Annotated in this window: 14 protein-coding genes; 8 read left to right on the top strand and 6 right to left on the bottom strand. The window is 67.5% G+C overall.

The annotated features are described in order from the left end of the window. Positions 1–27: 27 nt before the first annotated feature. Positions 28–4,395: an ATP-dependent RNA helicase HrpA gene (gene hrpA / locus C6570_RS11455; RefSeq protein WP_106703328.1), complete on the bottom strand. Its 4,368-nt coding sequence runs from the start codon at positions 4,393–4,395 to the stop codon at positions 28–30. A 122-nt stretch (positions 4,396–4,517) separates the two neighbouring features. Here hrpA and C6570_RS11450 point away from each other — a divergent pair, with 122 nt between their 5' ends. The 3 genes from C6570_RS11450 to C6570_RS11440 all read left to right on the top strand — a co-directional run bounded on the left by C6570_RS11450 (position 4,518) and on the right by C6570_RS11440 (position 7,134). Continuing rightward, a complete protein-coding gene (locus C6570_RS11450; RefSeq protein ID WP_245896172.1) occupies positions 4,518–5,876 on the top strand; it encodes an NAD(P)/FAD-dependent oxidoreductase in 1,359 nt (452 codons plus the stop codon). A 204-nt stretch (positions 5,877–6,080) separates the two neighbouring features. Further along, positions 6,081–6,509 (top strand): cupin domain-containing protein, encoded by a 429-nt coding sequence (locus C6570_RS11445; protein ID WP_106703327.1) that lies wholly within the window; start codon positions 6,081–6,083, stop codon positions 6,507–6,509. A gap of 376 nt (positions 6,510–6,885) precedes the next feature. Next, entirely contained in the window at positions 6,886–7,134 is a 249-nt protein-coding gene (locus C6570_RS11440) for a hypothetical protein (RefSeq protein ID WP_106703326.1), read from the top strand. Positions 7,135–7,392: 258 nt separating this feature from the next. Here the strand turns inward: C6570_RS11440 and C6570_RS11435 are convergent, their stop codons facing one another. Beyond that, positions 7,393–8,364, bottom strand: coding sequence for an NAD(P)H-dependent flavin oxidoreductase (locus C6570_RS11435; protein WP_106703325.1), 972 nt, complete (start codon positions 8,362–8,364; stop codon positions 7,393–7,395). A gap of 413 nt (positions 8,365–8,777) precedes the next feature. Here C6570_RS11435 and argA point away from each other — a divergent pair, with 413 nt between their 5' ends. Together argA and C6570_RS11425 are read left to right on the top strand one after the other, a co-directional pair. Further along, a complete protein-coding gene (argA, locus tag C6570_RS11430) occupies positions 8,778–10,124 on the top strand; it encodes an amino-acid N-acetyltransferase (RefSeq protein ID WP_106703324.1) in 1,347 nt (448 codons plus the stop codon). 259 nt (positions 10,125–10,383) lie between these two features. Then, a complete protein-coding gene (locus C6570_RS11425; RefSeq protein WP_106703323.1) occupies positions 10,384–10,629 on the top strand; it encodes a GlsB/YeaQ/YmgE family stress response membrane protein in 246 nt (81 codons plus the stop codon). Positions 10,630–10,685: 56 nt separating this feature from the next. On the opposite strand, the gene C6570_RS11420 is transcribed toward C6570_RS11425, so the two are convergent. The 3 genes from C6570_RS11420 to C6570_RS11410 all read right to left on the bottom strand — a co-directional run bounded on the left by C6570_RS11420 (position 10,686) and on the right by C6570_RS11410 (position 12,396). Next, positions 10,686–10,937 (bottom strand): hypothetical protein, encoded by a 252-nt coding sequence (locus C6570_RS11420; protein WP_106703322.1) that lies wholly within the window; start codon positions 10,935–10,937, stop codon positions 10,686–10,688. Between the two features lie 36 nt (positions 10,938–10,973). Continuing rightward, the gene (locus tag C6570_RS11415) at positions 10,974–11,498 is read right to left on the bottom strand and encodes a disulfide bond formation protein B (RefSeq protein ID WP_106703321.1); all 525 of its coding nucleotides are present in this window, start codon (positions 11,496–11,498) and stop codon (positions 10,974–10,976) included. 343 nt (positions 11,499–11,841) lie between these two features. Next, positions 11,842–12,396 (bottom strand): NADPH-dependent FMN reductase, encoded by a 555-nt coding sequence (locus C6570_RS11410; protein ID WP_106703320.1) that lies wholly within the window; start codon positions 12,394–12,396, stop codon positions 11,842–11,844. 184 nt (positions 12,397–12,580) lie between these two features. Between C6570_RS11410 and C6570_RS11405 the strand changes: the two genes are divergently transcribed. The 3 genes from C6570_RS11405 to C6570_RS11395 all read left to right on the top strand — a co-directional run bounded on the left by C6570_RS11405 (position 12,581) and on the right by C6570_RS11395 (position 15,489). Next, positions 12,581–13,483 carry an IclR family transcriptional regulator gene (locus tag C6570_RS11405; protein WP_245896171.1) on the top strand — a complete coding sequence of 301 codons (903 nt, stop codon included), beginning with the start codon at positions 12,581–12,583 and terminating at the stop codon, positions 13,481–13,483. Positions 13,484–13,872: 389 nt separating this feature from the next. Next, positions 13,873–14,514: a superoxide dismutase gene (locus tag C6570_RS11400; RefSeq protein WP_106703318.1), complete on the top strand. Its 642-nt coding sequence runs from the start codon at positions 13,873–13,875 to the stop codon at positions 14,512–14,514. 51 nt (positions 14,515–14,565) lie between these two features. Then, positions 14,566–15,489 carry a ZIP family metal transporter gene (locus tag C6570_RS11395; RefSeq protein ID WP_106703317.1) on the top strand — a complete coding sequence of 308 codons (924 nt, stop codon included), beginning with the start codon at positions 14,566–14,568 and terminating at the stop codon, positions 15,487–15,489. 105 nt (positions 15,490–15,594) lie between these two features. On the opposite strand, the gene C6570_RS11390 is transcribed toward C6570_RS11395, so the two are convergent. Further along, complete coding sequence (locus C6570_RS11390; protein WP_106703316.1) at positions 15,595–16,599, bottom strand: bile acid:sodium symporter family protein; 1,005 nt, start codon at positions 16,597–16,599, stop codon at positions 15,595–15,597. Between the last annotated feature and the right edge of the window lie 108 nt (positions 16,600–16,707).

The raw sequence follows: 16,707 nt of genomic DNA, 5'->3' as shown, positions 1-16,707 counted from the left end.
CCGCTTCGGCGGCCGCCTTGGCCTCGGTCAGTGGGCCAGTTGCGCCCACACCTTCTCCAGCCGCTTCACGCTCACGGGCTGCGGCGTGCGCAGCTCTTGCGCGAACAGGCTCACGCGCAGTTCTTCCAGCAGCCAGCGCAGCTCTTGCAGGCGCGCGTCCTGCTGGCCCTTGCGCTCGGCCAGCAGGCGGGCAAAGCGCTGGTCTTGCGCGCGCACCTCGGCCATGCGCTGGGCGTCTCGGGCGGGGTCGGCACGGTATTTGTCCAGCCGCAGCGTGATGGCCTTCAGGTAGCGCGCAAAGTGCTGCAGCGCGGGCCACGGCGTGTCGACCAGAAAGCGCTTGGGCATGAGGCGCTGCAGCTGTTCGCCCGCGTCTTTGGCGGCGTCTGGCGCGGCCTTGGTGTTGTCCTTGATCTTGCGCGCCGCGGCGGCGTATTCGGTCAGGATGACGCCCGCCATGCGCGCCACCTCGTTGGCGATCAGCGTCAGGCGCGCCCTGCCCTCGTCCACGCGGCGGGCAAAGTCCGCCTCGCTGGCGGGCAAGGGCTCGATCAGGAAGGCGCGGTCCAACGCCACGTCGATGATCTGCTGGCGCAGCTCTTCGGACGTGCCCAGCGCCATGTACGCCACCGACATCTTTTGCAGGTCGGGGATGTTCTTCTCGAGGTACTTCAGCGCGTCTTTCACCTGCAGCGCGAACAGGCGGCGCAGGCCCGTGCGGTGGCGGGCGGCGGCCACTTCGGGTTCGTCAAACACCTCGATCGTGACAGCGTCGCCCGCGTCGATCAGCGCCGGGAAGCCCACCAGCACCTGCCCCTTGCGGCGGATTTCCATCAGCTCGGGCAGCTCGCCAAAGTCCCATTGCGTGTGGCGGGCGTCGGATGCCGCAGCGGATTTTGCTTCTTTTTTAGTAGCTGACGGCGCTGGTGCAGCCTGCGCTGAAGGCTGTTTTTGCTCTGAATCGCTTTCACCGCCGCCCACCAGCTCGGCCTTGGCCGCCTTCAGCCCGGCCAGCGCCTGGAAGGCGCCGCGCGCCGCGCCGCCCAGCTCGGCCTTCAGCGCGGGCAGGTTGCGCCCTATGCCGCGCTGACGGCCGTTCTCATCGGCCACGCGGAAGTTCATGAACAGGTGCGCGGGCAGCATGTCCAGCTTGAAATCGGTGCGCTTCACGTCCAGGCTGGTCGCGTCGCGCACTTGCTTGAGCAGCGCGTCGGTCAGGCTGCCGTGGCCAAAGGCTTGCGAGCTGCCCAGCAGCGCGGTCAGGCGCGCGGCGCTTTCAGGCAGCGGCACGAAGCGGCTGCGCGGCTTTTGCGGCAGGCTTTTGAGCAGCGCCTGGATCTTGTCCTTCAGCATGCCGGGCACCAGCCATTCGGCGCGCGCCTCGCTCACCTGGTTCAGCACGAACAGCGGCACCGTCACCGTCAGGCCGTCCTTGGCGTCGCCCGGCTGGTGCAGGTAGGTGGCGGCGCAGTCCACGCCGCCCAGGCGAATCACCTTGGGGAAGGCGTCGGTGGTGATGCCTGCCGCTTCGTGGCGCATCAGCTCTTCGCGCGACAGGCGCAGCAGGTTCGGGTTGCCCTGGCTCGATTCGCGCCACCACTTTTCAAAGTCGCGCCCGTTGGTGATGTCTTGCGGAATCTGCTGGTCGTAGAAGGCGTAGATCAGCTCGTCGTCCACCAGCACGTCCTGGCGGCGGCTTTTGTGCTCCAGCTCTTCGACTTTGGCGATGGTTTTTTCATTGGCGGCCAGGAAAGGCAGGCGGCGCGCCCATTCCTCGGGCCACTCACCGCCGACCAGCGCTTCGCGGATGAAGATCTCGCGCGCGGCATGGGCGTCCACTGCGCCAAAGCTCTTGCGGCGCCCGCTGTACACCACCAGGCCGTACAGCGTGGCGCGCTCCAGCGCCACCACGTCCTGCGCTTTTTTCTCCCAATGCGGGTCGAGCAGCTGCTTCTTGAGCAGGTGGCCGCCCAGCTCTTCCAGCCACTGCGGCTCGATGGCGGCAATGCCGCGGCCAAACAGGCGCGTGGTTTCCACCAGCTCGGCGCACACGATCCACTTGCCGGGCTTCTTGCTGAGGTGCGCGCCGGGGTGGCGAAAGAACTTGATGCCGCGCGCGCCCAGGTATTCGCCGCTTTGCGCGTCGTCGCCTTCCAGCTTGCTGCCGATGTTGCCTAGCAGGCCGGCCAGCAGCGATTTGTGAACGGCCTCATACCCTGCAGGAGCAACTGGCCCCCACGCTCCGCGCTGCGCGTCTGCGCTGCCCCCCGAGGGGGCTCCGGCCGCCTTGGGGCGGCCCGGCGACGGCCGGTGGGTGCTTTCCAACCATCCTTGCTCGGCCACCACGGTGTGCAGCTGCGTGTGGATGTCGCGCCATTCGCGCACGCGGCGGATGTTGATGAAGTTCTGGCGCAGCAGGCTTTCCCACTGGCGGTTGCTGAGCTTGTGGCTGGCAGATTCGTCAGGGTGATGGGCCTGAACAGCTTCCAGCGCCCGCCCAGACTGCGCGGGCAGCTTCTCATTCGATAGCGCCTGGCGTGCCTGCGCCAAGGCCAGCGCCGCGCGCTGTGCCACCGGCAGCGCGGCCACGTTGACCGGCTGGCGGCGGGGGCCCTGCCCTTGCGCGGCTTCTTGAGCCGCCATTTCACGGCGCGTCATCGGCACCGATATCCGGCCGGCGCCGGGCCGCCCCAAGGCGGCCGGGGCCCCCTCGGGGGGCAGCGCAGCAGCGAAGCGCGGAGCGTGGGGGCCCGTTCCGCCACGAGCGTCGTGCAGCCATTTCCACAGGCGCAGGTAGCCGCTGAACTCGCTTTTCTCGTCGTCGAACTTGGCGTGCGCCTGGTCGGCCTGGGCTTGCTGCTCCAGCGGGCGGTCGCGCACGTCTTGCACGCTCAGCGCGGCGGCGATCACCAGCACTTCGCGCAGCGCGCCGCGTTCGCGCGCTTCCAGAATCATGCGGCCCACGCGCGGGTCCAGCGGCAGGCGGGCCAGCTCGCCGCCCAGCGGGGTGATCTGCTGCGCGTCGTCCACCGCACCCAGCTCGTTCAGCAGCTGGTAGCCGTCGGCAATGGCGCGGCCCGAGGGCGCGTCGATGAAGGGAAAGTCCTCCACGCGCCCGCCTTCGCCGCCCAGGTGCAGGCTTTTCATGCGCAGGATGACGCTGGCCAGCGATGAGCGCAGGATTTCCGGGTCGGTAAAGCGCGGGCGGCCGTTGAAGTCTTTCTCGTCGTACAGCCGGATCGCAATGCCTTCGGACACGCGCCCGCAGCGCCCGGCGCGCTGGTTGGCGGCGGCCTGGCTGACGGGTTCGACCAGCAGCTGCTCCACCTTGCTGCGATAACTGTAGCGCTTGACGCGCGCCGTGCCTGCGTCAATCACGTATTTGATGCCCGGCACCGTGAGCGAGGTTTCGGCCACGTTGGTGGCCAGCACGATGCGCGGCGCGCCGTGCGTGTCGAACACGCGGTCTTGCTCGGCCTGGCTGAGGCGGGCGAACAGCGGCAGCACCTCGGCGCCGCGCGTCAGCGCGCCCTGCGCCAGGTGCTTGCGCAGGTGGTCGGCGGCTTCGCGGATTTCGCGCTCGCCCGGCAGGAAGACGAGGATGTCGCCGCCGGGGCGCCCCACCCACAGTTGATCCACCGCATCGCCAATGGCGTCGTTCAGGTCGCGCTCGCGGCTTTCCTCGAACGGCGTGTAGCGAATTTCGACCGGGTAGGTGCGCCCCGACACCATCAGCACCGGCGCAGGCCGAAACTCGCCCCCACGCTCCCCCACTTCGTGTGGTGCGCTGCCCCCCGAGGGGGCCGCGCCCGGCTGGGGGCGGCCCGGCGCCGGGCAATAGCTTCCAAAGTGCTTGGCGAACCGGTCGGCGTCGATGGTGGCCGAGGTGACGATCACCTTGAGGTCGGGCCGGCGCGGCAATATCTGCTTGAGGTAGCCCAGCAGAAAGTCGATGTTCAGGCTGCGCTCGTGCGCCTCGTCGATGATGATCGTGTCGTAGGCCTTGAGCAGCGGGTCGGTCTGCGTTTCGGCCAGCAAGATGCCGTCCGTCATCAGCTTGACCGAGGCGTCCTTGCCCAACCGGTCGTTGAAGCGCACCTTGTAGCCCACCACATCGCCCAGCGGCGTATTCAGCTCTTCGGCGATGCGCTTGGCCACGCTGGTCGCGGCGATGCGGCGCGGCTGGGTGTGGCCGATCAGGCGGCCGCGCTCGCCGGGCTTGGCGTTCAGGCGCCCACGGCCCATCGCCAAGGCGATCTTGGGCAGCTGCGTGGTCTTGCCTGAGCCGGTTTCGCCGCAGACGATGATGACCTGGTGCGCGTCGAGCGCGGCCATGATCTCGTCCTTGCGAGCGGAAACGGGCAGGTTGTCGGGAAAGTCGATCCGTAACGGCATGGGGGCGTGATTATCCAAGGTGCGGCCAGGCGGCGCATTCACAAGCGATGGCGCGCTGGTCATGGCCGGTCGCGGGCTGCTGTGGGTGCGGGCTGCGCACCGCCGCTTGGCAAAATCGCTGCATGTCCGCGCCCATGAATGCTGCTGCACCCTTATCGACCCCCACGGGTGCCACGCCAGCCGCCAGCCCCGGCGCACCGCGCCACGTGGTGGTGGCAGGCGCGGGCTTCATCGGCCTGGCCAGCGCGATCGAGCTGCGCGGCGCTGGTTGGGATGTGACGCTGGTGGACCCAGGCCCGTCCGGCGGCGAACAGGCCGCCAGCTACGGCAACGCCGGCTGGCTGTCTTCGCACTCCATCCTGCCGCCCGCCAGCCCGGGTGTATGGCGCCAGGTGCCGGGCTGGCTGATGGACCCACTGGGGCCGCTGGCGCTGCGCTGGTCGTACCTGCCGCGCGCCCTGCCCTGGCTGTGGCGCTATCTGGAGTCGGCCAGCACGCAGGCCAAGGTGCGGCGCACCGCCCACGCGCTGCGCAGCCTGCTGCAAGGCGCGGCGCTGCTGCACCAGGATCTGGCGCAGCGCGCCGGGGCCAGCCATTTGCTGGCGCACCAGGGCGTTTTGCACGTCTACCGCAGCCGCGCCGATTTCGTCGCCGACGCCTTCGCCTGGGACGTGCGCCGCCAGGAAGGCATAACCTGGACCGAATGGGACGCCGACACGCTGCGCACGCGCGAGCCCGATCTGGCGCCCGACTACGGCTTTGCCGTGCACGTGGCCGAGGCCGGGCACTGCCGCAACCCTGGCGCGTACGCCGCGGCGCTGGCCGCGCACGCGCAGGCGATCGGCGTGCGGCGCATCACCGCGCGCGCCACCGGGCTGCGCGCCTCGGGCGGTCGCCTGCAGGCGGTGCAGACCGACCAGGGCGACATCGCCGCCGATGCGCTGGTGATCGCCGCCGGCGCCTATTCGCTGCCGCTGGCACAGGCGGCGGGCGACCGCGTCAGCCTGGATGCCGAGCGCGGCTACCACGTGACGCTGGCGCCCGTGGACGATGCGGCCGCCCAGCCCGCCCCGCGCACCCCCATGATGGTGATGGACCGCAAGCTGATCGTGCACCGCATGGATTGCGGCCTGCGCGTGGCCGGGCAGGTCGAGATTGCAGGCAACGACGCCCCGCCCGACTGGCGCCGCGCAGAAGTGCTGCGCCAGCACCTGGGCGCGCTGTTCCCCGCGATCAGTGACGAGCAGCTGAATGGCGGGCGCGTCTGGATGGGCCGGCGCCCCTCCACGCCCGACGGCCTGCCCTGCATCGGCCTGGCCAGCGGCTGCCAGGGCGTGGTGCACGCCTATGGGCACGGGCACGTCGGCCTGGGCAGTTCGGCGCGCACGGGCCGGCTGGTGGCACAGCTGCTGCAAGGCGCCACGCCAGACATCGACCTGGCCCCGTTCAGCCCGCAGCGCTTTGCGGCGCGCGCCGCGTAGGTCAAGCAGCCACGTCAGACGATTCGGCCTTCGGGCCGAAGGCGGCCTTTGCAGCCTTTGCTGTCTCTGCGTGACTGCGGGAATGTCCCAAGCCGCACGCGGCCGCCACGGCGCGCTCAGCCGCTAGCATCCTGAACGCCGCGCGCCAGGCCCGTCGATCTGGCTGCGGCACTTCAACCCGCTTTCGTTTTGTGAGGAGACACCATGCACTTTCGCTCCCTGATTTCCCTGGCCGCTGCGGCCGCCTTGCTGGGCGGCTGCGCCAGCGCGCCCGACGTGCGCCAGGTCACCGCGCCTGAAAAGAACGCTGGCATTGGCGGCAACACCCCCGCCGGCACGGTGGACTTGGCGGCGCACAAGCTGGCTGGCGCGCCGGGCGACTACGAGTTGCGCGCCCGCCTGCTGACCATCGCGCCGGATGGCGGTGCCGCGGCGCACCCGCACGCCGGGCAGCCCGGCATCGTGCGCGTGATCAAAGGCACCATCGTCGAAGGCCGTGGCAGCGCCCAGCGCGTGTTGAAGGCGGGCGATTTCTGGATGGAAAACGCCGACACCACGCACTGGTTCCGCAACCCCAGCCAGACCGAACCTGCCGAGCTGTGGGCGGTGGACATCGTGCCCAAGAAGAAGTGACGGCGCGCACGGCTTGAGTGCAGCCGTGCTATGAACAAAATAGCTGCCAGCGCTGGTGCATCGTGCGCTGGCGGCCATTTTCACTCGTGAAGGCGTGGCGGGCGCGCCACAACCATCTTGGCAAACCGCGCCTGCGTGCGCACAATCCGCCCCTTCCTTTTCCTGGCCAGTCCAGCCGCCCGCAACGAACGACCTTGCGGGCAACGCAACCCTCCAGGAGGTTTTGAAAGATGACCTTGATTCATTTCTCGCACACCTGACGCACTCCCATTTCAGCCCCGGCTGGGAGTGAGCGTCTTCGCCCCCCAGCCGCTGGCCTAGCAAAAGCCCTCGGCAGCCTGATCGACGCCGGGGTTTTTTTGCTTTTGGAGTGCACATGAGTGCCAAAACCTTCTCGCGCGCCGCCAGCGGTGTCGCGCGGGCCAATCTGAAACAACTCGGCCGCATGCGCGCGCCATTGGCGCTGCAACTGCCACCGCCGCCGCCCCGCAACCACGTGGCGCAAGCCCTGGCCGCACGCAGCGCCAGCAGCGCCGCTGGCCGCCACATCCGCAGCCAAGGTGCCCAGCGCCGCGCGGACCGCGTGGCCCTGCAAAAGGCCATGCGTCAGAACTGGGGTGATTGACGTGGATTGGACTGACACCCGCCAGCTGCCGCGGGAAGCGCTGAACGCACCACTGGCCGAGCGCGGGCTATCCGTGGCGGCGTTCTGTACGCGGCGGCGACACTCAGCGCAGCGCGATGGCGTGACGCCGCAGCGCCGCCCTCGCCCATCCAGACGAGCTGGTCGCTATCGTAAAGCTAGCTGCCAGCGCAGGATGGGCGGGCGCCAGAGCCTGATTTGACCCTCAACGCCCAATGACGCGCTTCACGCCCGGCGGGCTCACACCATGCCCGCCAGGCGCTGCCGCACGATCTGCTGCGCCTCGGCCATGATGCGGTCGATCAGCTCTTTCACCGTGGGGATGTCGTGGATCAGCCCGGCCACCATGCCGCACGACCAGGCGCCCGCATCCATCTCGCCGTGCTTCATCACCTTGGGGTACACGCCGCCCACCTCGTCGATGATGTCGGCAAAGCTGATTTGGTCGCCCAGCGCCTTTTCCTTGGCCAGAAGGCGCTCTACGCCCGCGTTGTTCAGCACGCGTTCGGTGTTGCGCAGCGGGCGCATCACCAGGCGCGTGTCCAGCTCGCTGGCGGCCAGGATGGCCTGCTTCACGTTGTCGTGCACCGGCGCCTCTTGGGTGGCGATGAAGCGCGTGCCCATGTTCATGCCCTCGGCGCCCAGCGCCATGGCTGCCACCAGCGAGCGGCCATCGGCCATGCCGCCCGATGCGATGAAGGGGATCGTCAACTGCTCGGCCGCGCGCGGCAGCAGGATGAAGTTGGGCACGTCATCCTCGCCGGGGTGGCCGCCGCATTCAAAGCCGTCCACGCTCACCGCGTCGCAGCCAATCGCCTCGGCCTTCAGCGCGTGGCGCACCGAGGTGCATTTGTGCACCACCTTGATGCCCGCTTCTTTCAGCATCGGCATCCATTGCTGCGGGTTGTTGCCCGCCGTTTCCACCACCTTGATGCCGCCTTCGATGATGCTGCGCACGTAGCCGGGGTAGTCAGGCGGGGTGCGCGCCGGCAAAAAAGTGAGGTTCACGCCAAAAGGCTGATCCGTCATGCTGCGGCAGCGGGCGATTTCCTCGGCCAGCGCAGCGGGCGAAGGCTGCGTCAGCGCCGTCAAGATGCCCAGACCGCCCGCGTTGGACACGGCCGAGGCCAGCTCGGCCAGGCCGACGAAGTGCATGCCGCCCTGCACGATGGGGTAGCGGATGCCAAGCAGTTCGGTGATGCGTGTGCGCATGGGGTTCCTTGGGTTGCCAACGGGTTGAGACACTTCGCGCGCATTGTGGCCAAAGCCTTGATGGGGGCCAGCACGCAGGCGACACGGGTTGGATCCGCTAACGCGAGGCGGCGGCGCGGATGGGCGTGGCCAGCCCACACGCGCTGAAGTGAAGTGCAACGCTGGCCAGGTCACGGTGGTGGCCCGTCTTCGCCGCGCCAAGAATGGCGGTCATTTTGGCTTCCAGCGCTGGCCGGTAGTGCGCCGGCAGCTATCAATAACAGAGTGTGCGGGTATGGCGGCGCGGCCCGCCTTGCGTGGTGGGCGTCGTTAGAATCGCGCCAACCCCGCGCCAACCCCGCGCCACTGCGCTGCGCCGCGCCCTGCTGGCCGGGCCGCCCTCTCGCCCACCCTGAATCCCCCAACCCACGCCGATGTCCGCTGTTTTCAACTTCACCTTCGTGCCCTGGTTTCGCGCCGTCGCGCCGTACATCCACATGCACCGTGGCAAGACCTTCGTGGTGGGCCTGACGGGCGAGGCGATTGCGGCGGGCAAGCTGGCCAACATCGCCACCGATCTGGCGCTGATCCAGAGCATGGGCGTGAAAATCGTGCTGGTGCACGGCTTTCGTCCGCAGGTCAACGAGCAGCTGCGTGTCAAAGGGTATGAGCCGCGCTATGCCCAGGGCCACCGCATCACCGACGAGGCGGCGCTGGACGCCGCGCAAGAGGCCGCGGGCCAGCTGCGCTACGAGATCGAAGCCGCCTTCAGCCAGGGCCTGCCCAACACGCCCATGGCGGGCAGCAAGGTGCGGGTGATTTCGGGCAACTTCATCACCGCGCGGCCCATGGGCATCATCGACGGGGTGGATTTCAAGCACACCGGCGTGGTGCGCAAGGTGGATACGGCGGGCATCAGCCATTCGCTGGACACGGGTGCGCTGGTGCTGATCTCACCCTTCGGCTTTTCGCCCACGGGCGAGGCGTTCAACCTGGCGATGGAAGAAGTGGCCACGTCGGTCGCTATCGCGCTGCAGGCGGACAAGCTGATTTTTCTAACCGAAAAGCCGGGCATCCGCGTGCACCCGACCGAGCCAGAGTCGGACGACAACCCGATCGACACCGAAATCCCCCTGGCTGAAGCGCAAGCCCTGCTGTCGCGCCTGCCGCCGCCCGAGTTGCCGAACGACGTGGGCTTTTACCTGCGCCACTGCGTCAGCGCCTGCCTGCACGGCGTGGAACGCAGCCACATCCTGCCCTTCGCGGTGGACGGTTCGCTGCTGCTGGAGGTGTACGTGCACGACGGCATCGGCACGATGGTGGTCGATGAAAAGCTGGAAAGCCTGCGCGAAGCCACGCACGACGATGTGGGCGGCATCCTGCAGCTGATCGAGCCTTTCGAGAAGGACGGCACGCTGGTCAAGCGCAGCCGCACCGAGATCGAGCGCGACATCGAGAACTACACCATCGTCGAGCACGACGGCGTGATCTTTGCCTGTGCCGCGCTGTACCCCTACCCCGAGGCCAAGACGGCCGAGATGGCGGCGCTGACGGTGTCCCCGCAAAGCCAGGGCCAGGGCGACGGCGAGAAGATCCTCAAGCGCATCGAGCAGCGCGCGCGCGCCATCGGCCTGCAGAGCATCTTCGTGCTCACCACCCGCACCATGCACTGGTTCATCAAGCGCGGCTTTCAGCCCGTGGACCCGGAATGGCTGCCCGAAGCCCGCAAGCGCAAGTACAACTGGGATCGCAAGAGCCAGGTGCTGGTCAAGAAGCTTTGACGCGGGCTGTTGGCTGAGCAGCGGTCTCGGGCGCGCTGCTGCGCCGAGCGTGTTTTTCAGGCGGCCGCTGCGTCAGGCGGCACCCGCTGGCGTACCCTGACGCCAGCTCGCCGCCCCTGACATGGACTTCTGTCATGGGGGCGGCCCCTTCTCCTACGGTGCAGCGCGGCCAGTCTGCCTAAAGTAGCTTCCATCGTGCCCGGGCAGGCACCCGCGCTGACAGGTCCGGGCGAAATCTCTGGCTCAAGGGAGTCGCAAGATGGAAATCGTTTGGTTCTTGATCGTCGGCCTGATCGCCGGCTGGCTGGCCAGCATGCTGGTCAAGGGTGGCGGCTATGGCCTGCTGGGCGACATGGTCGTGGGCGTGCTGGGCGCGTTTCTCGGCGGCTTCCTGTTCGGCACCTTGGGTTTCGCTGTGGATGGCGGCTTGCTGGGCAGCATTCTGGTGGCCACGGTGGGCGCCGTGACCCTGATCATCCTGCTGCGGGTGATCAAGCGGGTGTGAGCCGCCTAGGCGGGCGCCGCCGCTGAATCAGGTCGGCACGCTGCTGACGACGGCGATCAGCGCCAGATGAGCCAGAGCCATAGCACCATGAAAACGAGCAGCGCAGCGATGGCCACCCGCTGGACCTTGCCCGCTCTGCGCTGCAAGGCCAAGGATTGATCCACCGCCACCTTGGCCTGCGCCCGATCGTCCAGCGCCTGGCGCTGAAGGCGCAGGCGCTCGCTTTGAAGGTCGCGGATTTCCGTCAGCAGCCGGACGATTTCGGCGGAATCAGCGCTTCGGTCGCCCGATGTCGGCTGCGGGTTCAATGCGGTCTCCAGGTGCCTAGGGTGTGCGAGCCGCGCTCAGGCCGGCATGGCGCCGTTGCGCTGGCGCGGCAGTTTCAGCAGCGTGGCGATGATCACCACGATGAAGATCACGAACCACACGAACGACCAGTTGGCGATGGTGCCGCCCAGGAATGTCCAGTCGATGGCGCTGCAGTCGCCGCTGCCCTTGAAGATCATCGGAATGGCGCGCTGCAGGGGGAAGGATTCGATCATCCCGTAAAGGTCGCGCCCGCAGGTGGCGAATTCAGGCGGGTTCCACTGCAGCCAGCTCTGGCGTGCAGCGGTGAAGGCACCAAAGCCCGCCACGCCGACAGACAGCAGCCCCCAAAAGCGCCAGGCCGACGGTTTGCCGGTGAACGCCGCGATGGCGCAGAACACGCCGACGATGATCAGCGCGTAACGCTGCACGATGCACATCGGGCAAGGCTCAAGCCCCACCACGTTCTGCAGATAGAAGATGCCGAAGGCCAGCATGGCGGCGCACAGCACGGCGATGCTGCCGAACACGCGGCGCGGGTGAGACAAGATGGTGTTGATCAAGAGATTCCCCTGGAAGCGGATAAGCGCGGTCTGCGCGGCCCCCACTGGACAGTGGGCGCTGCCCGGCGGTTCCCGCCTGCCGACGCGCGGTGTTTTGCACACGGATGAGCGGCGGTTGCAATGGACGGGCCATTTATCAGGCGGGCCATTTGCTATCTAAAAGCTAGCTTTCAGCGCAGACTGGACGGGCGCTGGAGCCCTATTCTATGCGATACGGCAGCGCATGGCCGTAAACCGCACCCCGCAGTGCAGCGCCACGCGGCAAAGCCCACAAAGCACTGCAGGCGCCGAAGCGCCTGACCGGAGCTGGCCCGCCGCTGGCGCGGGCCTGATTGCCTGCCGCTTACTTCTTCGCGGTCTGCTTCACCCAGGCGATGAAGTTGTTCATGATGTTCTGCGCGAACTCCTTGCTGGCGGGGCCGACTTCGCCGTTCACCACCAGGCCGTCTTTCCACTGGATGAACGCCTCATTGCCCGGCAGCGTGGGCATGTTCAGGTAGGCCAGCACGTTGTGCAGGTGCTGCTGCGCCATGGCGGTGCCGATGGCGCCGACCGACACGCCCAGCACGGCGGCGGATTTGCCCGACCACACGCTCTTGCCCCAAGGGCGCGAACCTTGGTCGATGGCGTTTTTCAGCACGCCGGGCACCGAGCGGTTGTATTCCGGGGTGAAGAACAGCACGGCGTCGGCGGCCTTGATCTCATCGCGCAGGCGCGCCACGGCGGGCACGGGGGCGGCCGCGTCGCTGTCCTGGTCGTACAGAGGCAGATCGTCAATGCGGATGAAGTTGAACTTCACATCCTGGGGCGCCAGCTTGACGAAGGCTTCGGCGAACTGGCGGTTGAACGATTCTTTGCGGATGCTGCCAACCACAACGGCGATCTGAATCTGGCTCATGAGTAAAACTCCTCTGTGAATGAAAGAAAGGGAACAGGCAAAAAGCATACTGCGGCGGCCCCAAGGGGCTGAAACCCGGGTGCCACCGCTATCGCCGCGCATCTTGCGCCCTTTTCAAAAGCCCCGCCGATGCGGGTAAACCCTCAATTGGTGTAGCGCGCGGGCGCATGCTCATAATGGGTTGATGGTCACTTCTGCGCCTTCCGCACGCCTTTCCCACCCCGACGCACCGGACGAAGGCATGGTGCCGTTGGCGGCTGGCGTCCCTGCGGACGGGGCTGAGGCCGATGGCCCGGGCTCGCCCAAGCGCCAGCGCCGCATCCAGTCGATTGACGTGGGCATGCGCGTGCTGCAGGCGCTGACGGAACAGCGCCGCCCGCTGCCGCTGAAAGCGCTGGCGCAACTGGCGGGTATGCCGCCCGGCAAGGCGCACCCCTACTTGGTCAGCTTCATGGCCGCCGGCATGGTCAAGCAAAGCCCGCTCACGGGCCACTACGAGCTGGGACCGATGGCGCTGCAGATGGGCCTGGCCGCGCTGCAGCAGCTGGACCCGCTGACTGAAGCCAGCCAGGAGGCTGCGCTGCTCGCCGCGCGCGCCGATCTCAGCGTGGCCCTGGCCGTGTGGGGGCACCTGGGCCCCACCGTGGTGCGACTGGACGAGCCGCGCTACCCGCTGCACGTGAACCTGCGCGTGGGTGCCGTGATGTCGCTTTTCAACACCATCACCGGCCGCGTGTTTGCCGCCTACCTGCCCGAAAAAATGGTGCGCACCATGCTGGAGGACGAGCACCGCCGCGTGGTGGGCGGCGGTTCGGCCTCATTCGATGCGCCCGAAGTGCAGCAACTGCTGGCCGACATTCGCGCCACTGGCATGGGCCGCGGCGTATCCATGCCGCAGCCTGGGGTCAACACTTTGTGTGCGCCGGTGTTCGATGCTGGCGGGCAGCTCGCGCTGGTCATGACCATGATCGGCCCCCAAGGCATCTTTGACGCCGATGTGCACGGCCCTGCAGCGGCCCTGCTGCGCGAACACGCGGGGAATGTGTCGCGGCGCTTGGGGTATCAGGTGGGCGCGGGCTCGGCCTGAGATTGCCTAGGGTGGCGCTGATGGCACGCGCAACATCCGCCGCAGCGCGATCCGGCGTAGGCTTTCGGTTCGCGGTGTGATCGAAGACGGGTTGATTGGCGTGCGCGCCGGCAACCGGGCAGCTCAGCCCCGTGTCAGGCGCGCCGTTGCAGGCCGATCGCCCTGCGCGCGTTGATGCCCTGTCAATCGTGAAGAAGCGGGCGGCGGAGCACAGCGGGGCGGGCAGCGCCATTCTCAACGTGTGATTGCCACCGTTTTTCTAGCCCTTCAATCGCCCCGGCAAAGCCACCACGGCCCGTGTGCCCATCTTGGGCCACGTCGCCATGTTTTGACCTCTCGCAATACTATTGCGAATCATACGCATTTGCGTTTGTATTAAAGGAGCAAGCATGGCCTATACCCTACCCCCGCTGCCGTACGCCTACGACGCGCTGGAGCCGGACATCGACGCACGCACGATGGAGATCCATTACACCAAGCACCATCAGGCCTATGTCAACAACCTGAACGCGGCGGTGGAAGGCACTCCGTTCGCCGACGAGCCCGTCGAGGCGCTGATCGCCAAGCTGGACCGCCTGCCCGAAGCCACCCGCATCGCGGTGCGCAACAACGGCGGCGGCCACGCCAACCACAGCCTGTTCTGGACGGTGATGGCACCCGCCGGCCAGGGCGGTGGCGTGCCGACGGGCGCGTTGGCCGCAGCCATCGATGCCGATCTGGGCGGGTTCGACGCGTTCAAGGACGCCTTCACCAAGGCCGCCATCTCGCGCTTCGGCAGTGGCTGGGCGTGGCTGGTGGTGAACGCGCAAGGCCAGCTGGCTGTCGAAAGCAGTGGCAATCAAGACAGCCCGCTGATGCGCGGCATTGGCTCCGGCGCCACGCCCATCCTGGGCCTGGACGTGTGGGAGCACGCGTACTACCTGAAGTACCAGAACCGCCGCCCCGAATACATCGCCGCGTTCTACAACGTGGTGAATTGGCCCGAAGTGGCCCGTCGCCACCAAGCGGCCCTGGCGCAACCCACCAAGTAAGGCGCCGCACCCGATCCATTGCCTGCCGTCCCCAGTTTCTGGAGGCCTTGTATGAACACCCACCGCATCTCTGACCGCGTACCCCCTCGCCTCCAACTGAAAGCCCGCGAATGGCTGGGCCTGGCCATCGTCGTGGCGGGCGCACTGGTGCTGGGCGCCGAGTTTTGGCAGTACGTGACGGCGCGGCCCGTGGTGTGGAATGCGTTCGTGGGCGGCTCCGTAGCCGCACTGGCCACTGCGCTGGGCACGCTGCCGGTGGTGTTTTCGCAAACCCTGTCAGAGCGCGTGCAAGACACGCTGTTTGGCTTTGGCGCGGGCGTCATGCTGGCGGCTTGCGCGTTTTCGCTGATCCTGCCTGGGCTGGATGCGGCGCGCGCCCTGGGCATTGGCGGAGGCAGCGGCTGGGCGGCCGGTGGTGTGGTGGGCGCGTCCATCTTGCTGGGCGGCGCAGCGCTGATGCTGATGGACAAGCTGCTGCCGCACGAGCATTTCATCAAAGGCCGCGAAGGGATGGACGGCGAAACCGCCCGCAAGCTGCGCCGCACCTGGCTGTTCGTCTTCGCCATCGCCCTGCACAACCTGCCCGAGGGGCTGGCCATTGGCGTGGGCTACGCGGGCAACGACGGTCTGCGGGGCAACGCGCTGGCCACCGGCATCGCCATTCAGGACGTGCCCGAGGGCCTGGTCGTCGCCGTGGCGTTGCTGGCCGCGGGCTACCGCCGCAGCCTGGCGGTGGGGCTAGGCATGGCGTCGGGCCTGGTGGAGCCCTTGGGCGCCGTGCTGGGCGCGGCCGTGGTGGGCTGGTCGGCCAGCCTGCTGCCCTGGGGCCTGGGCTTTGCGGGCGGCGCGATGCTGTTCGTGATCAGCCACGAGATCATTCCCGAATCGCACCGCAAGGGCCATGAGGCCTTCGCCACCAGCGGACTCATGATCGGCTTCGTGATGATGATGCTGCTGGACACGGCGCTGGGTTGATCTGGCCTAGCTGGCGCGCCGGTGGCAAGAAAAAAAGGCCTCTGGCGCAGGCTGCACCAGCGCCGGCAGCTATCATTTTTGATTGAATCTGGCGCAGGCGGGGCGTCAGCCGCGCGCTGGCTGCGCATCGGCCGCGTCATCCTCCGTGGCGGGTCGGCGTGCGTAACGCTGGGCCAGCACGGCGCAGACCATCAGCTGAATCTGGTGAAACAGCATCAGCGGCAGCACGATCGCCCCCACCTGCGATGCCGGAAACAGCACCTTGGCCATGGGCACGCCGCTGGCCAGGCTCTTCTTGGAGCCGCAGAAGACGATGGTGATCTCGTCCGCCTTGTCAAAGCCCAGCTTGCGCGCAGCCAGGGTGGTCAGCGTCAGCGCCAGCGCCAGCAGCACGGCGCAAACCACCAGCAGCCCGCCCAGCGCTTCTAGCGGCACCTGCTTCCACAGCCCTTCAATCACCGCCGCGCTGAAGGCGGTGTAGACCACCAGCAGGATCGAGCCCTGGTCGACAAACTTCAGCACCGCGGCGTTGCGGCGCACGAAGTCGCCAATCCACGGGCGCAGCAGGTGCCCGGCGACAAACGGCAGCATCAGCTGCAGCAGGATGCGCCCCACCGAATCCAGCGACACGCCCGCCCCGCCGTGCGGCAGCACCACGGTATTGACCAAGAGCGGCGTGACAAACACGCCCAGCAAGGTAGAAGCCGACGCACTGCACACGGCGGCCGGCACATTGCCCCTGGCCAAAGACGTGAAGGCGATGGCCGACTGCACGGTGGCCGGCAGCACGCACAGATAAAGCACGCCCACGTACAGCGCCGGCGTGACCAGCGGCGCCAGCACCGGCTTGAGCGCCAGTCCCAGCAGCGGAAACAGCACAAACGTGGCGCAAAACACCAGCAGGTGCAGGCGCCAGTGGGTGATGCCGTTGAGGATCGCCTCGCGCGACAGCTTGGCGCCGTGCAGAAAAAACAGCAGCGCGATGGCCAGCGTGGTCAGCCCATCGAAAAACTGCGCCGCGCGCCCGCTGGCGGGCAACAGCGTGGCCAGCAACACGGTGGTGAGCAGCGCCAGGGTGAAGTTGTCGGGAAGAAAGCGGGAACGTGCCATGGGCGCAATTGGGCCCGTTTGGCATTGAAAAGTAAAATGTATTTATCTGATAGATATATTCATCAGAATCATGATGTACCCAGATTCACGCGATGACGCCGGGCTGCG

The organism is Ottowia oryzae (genome assembly GCF_003008535.1).
GTDB classification, from domain to species: domain Bacteria; phylum Pseudomonadota; class Gammaproteobacteria; order Burkholderiales; family Burkholderiaceae_C; genus Ottowia; species Ottowia oryzae.
Note: the sequence above shows the minus strand (reverse complement) of the source record. Positions and strands in the feature narration are given on the sequence as shown.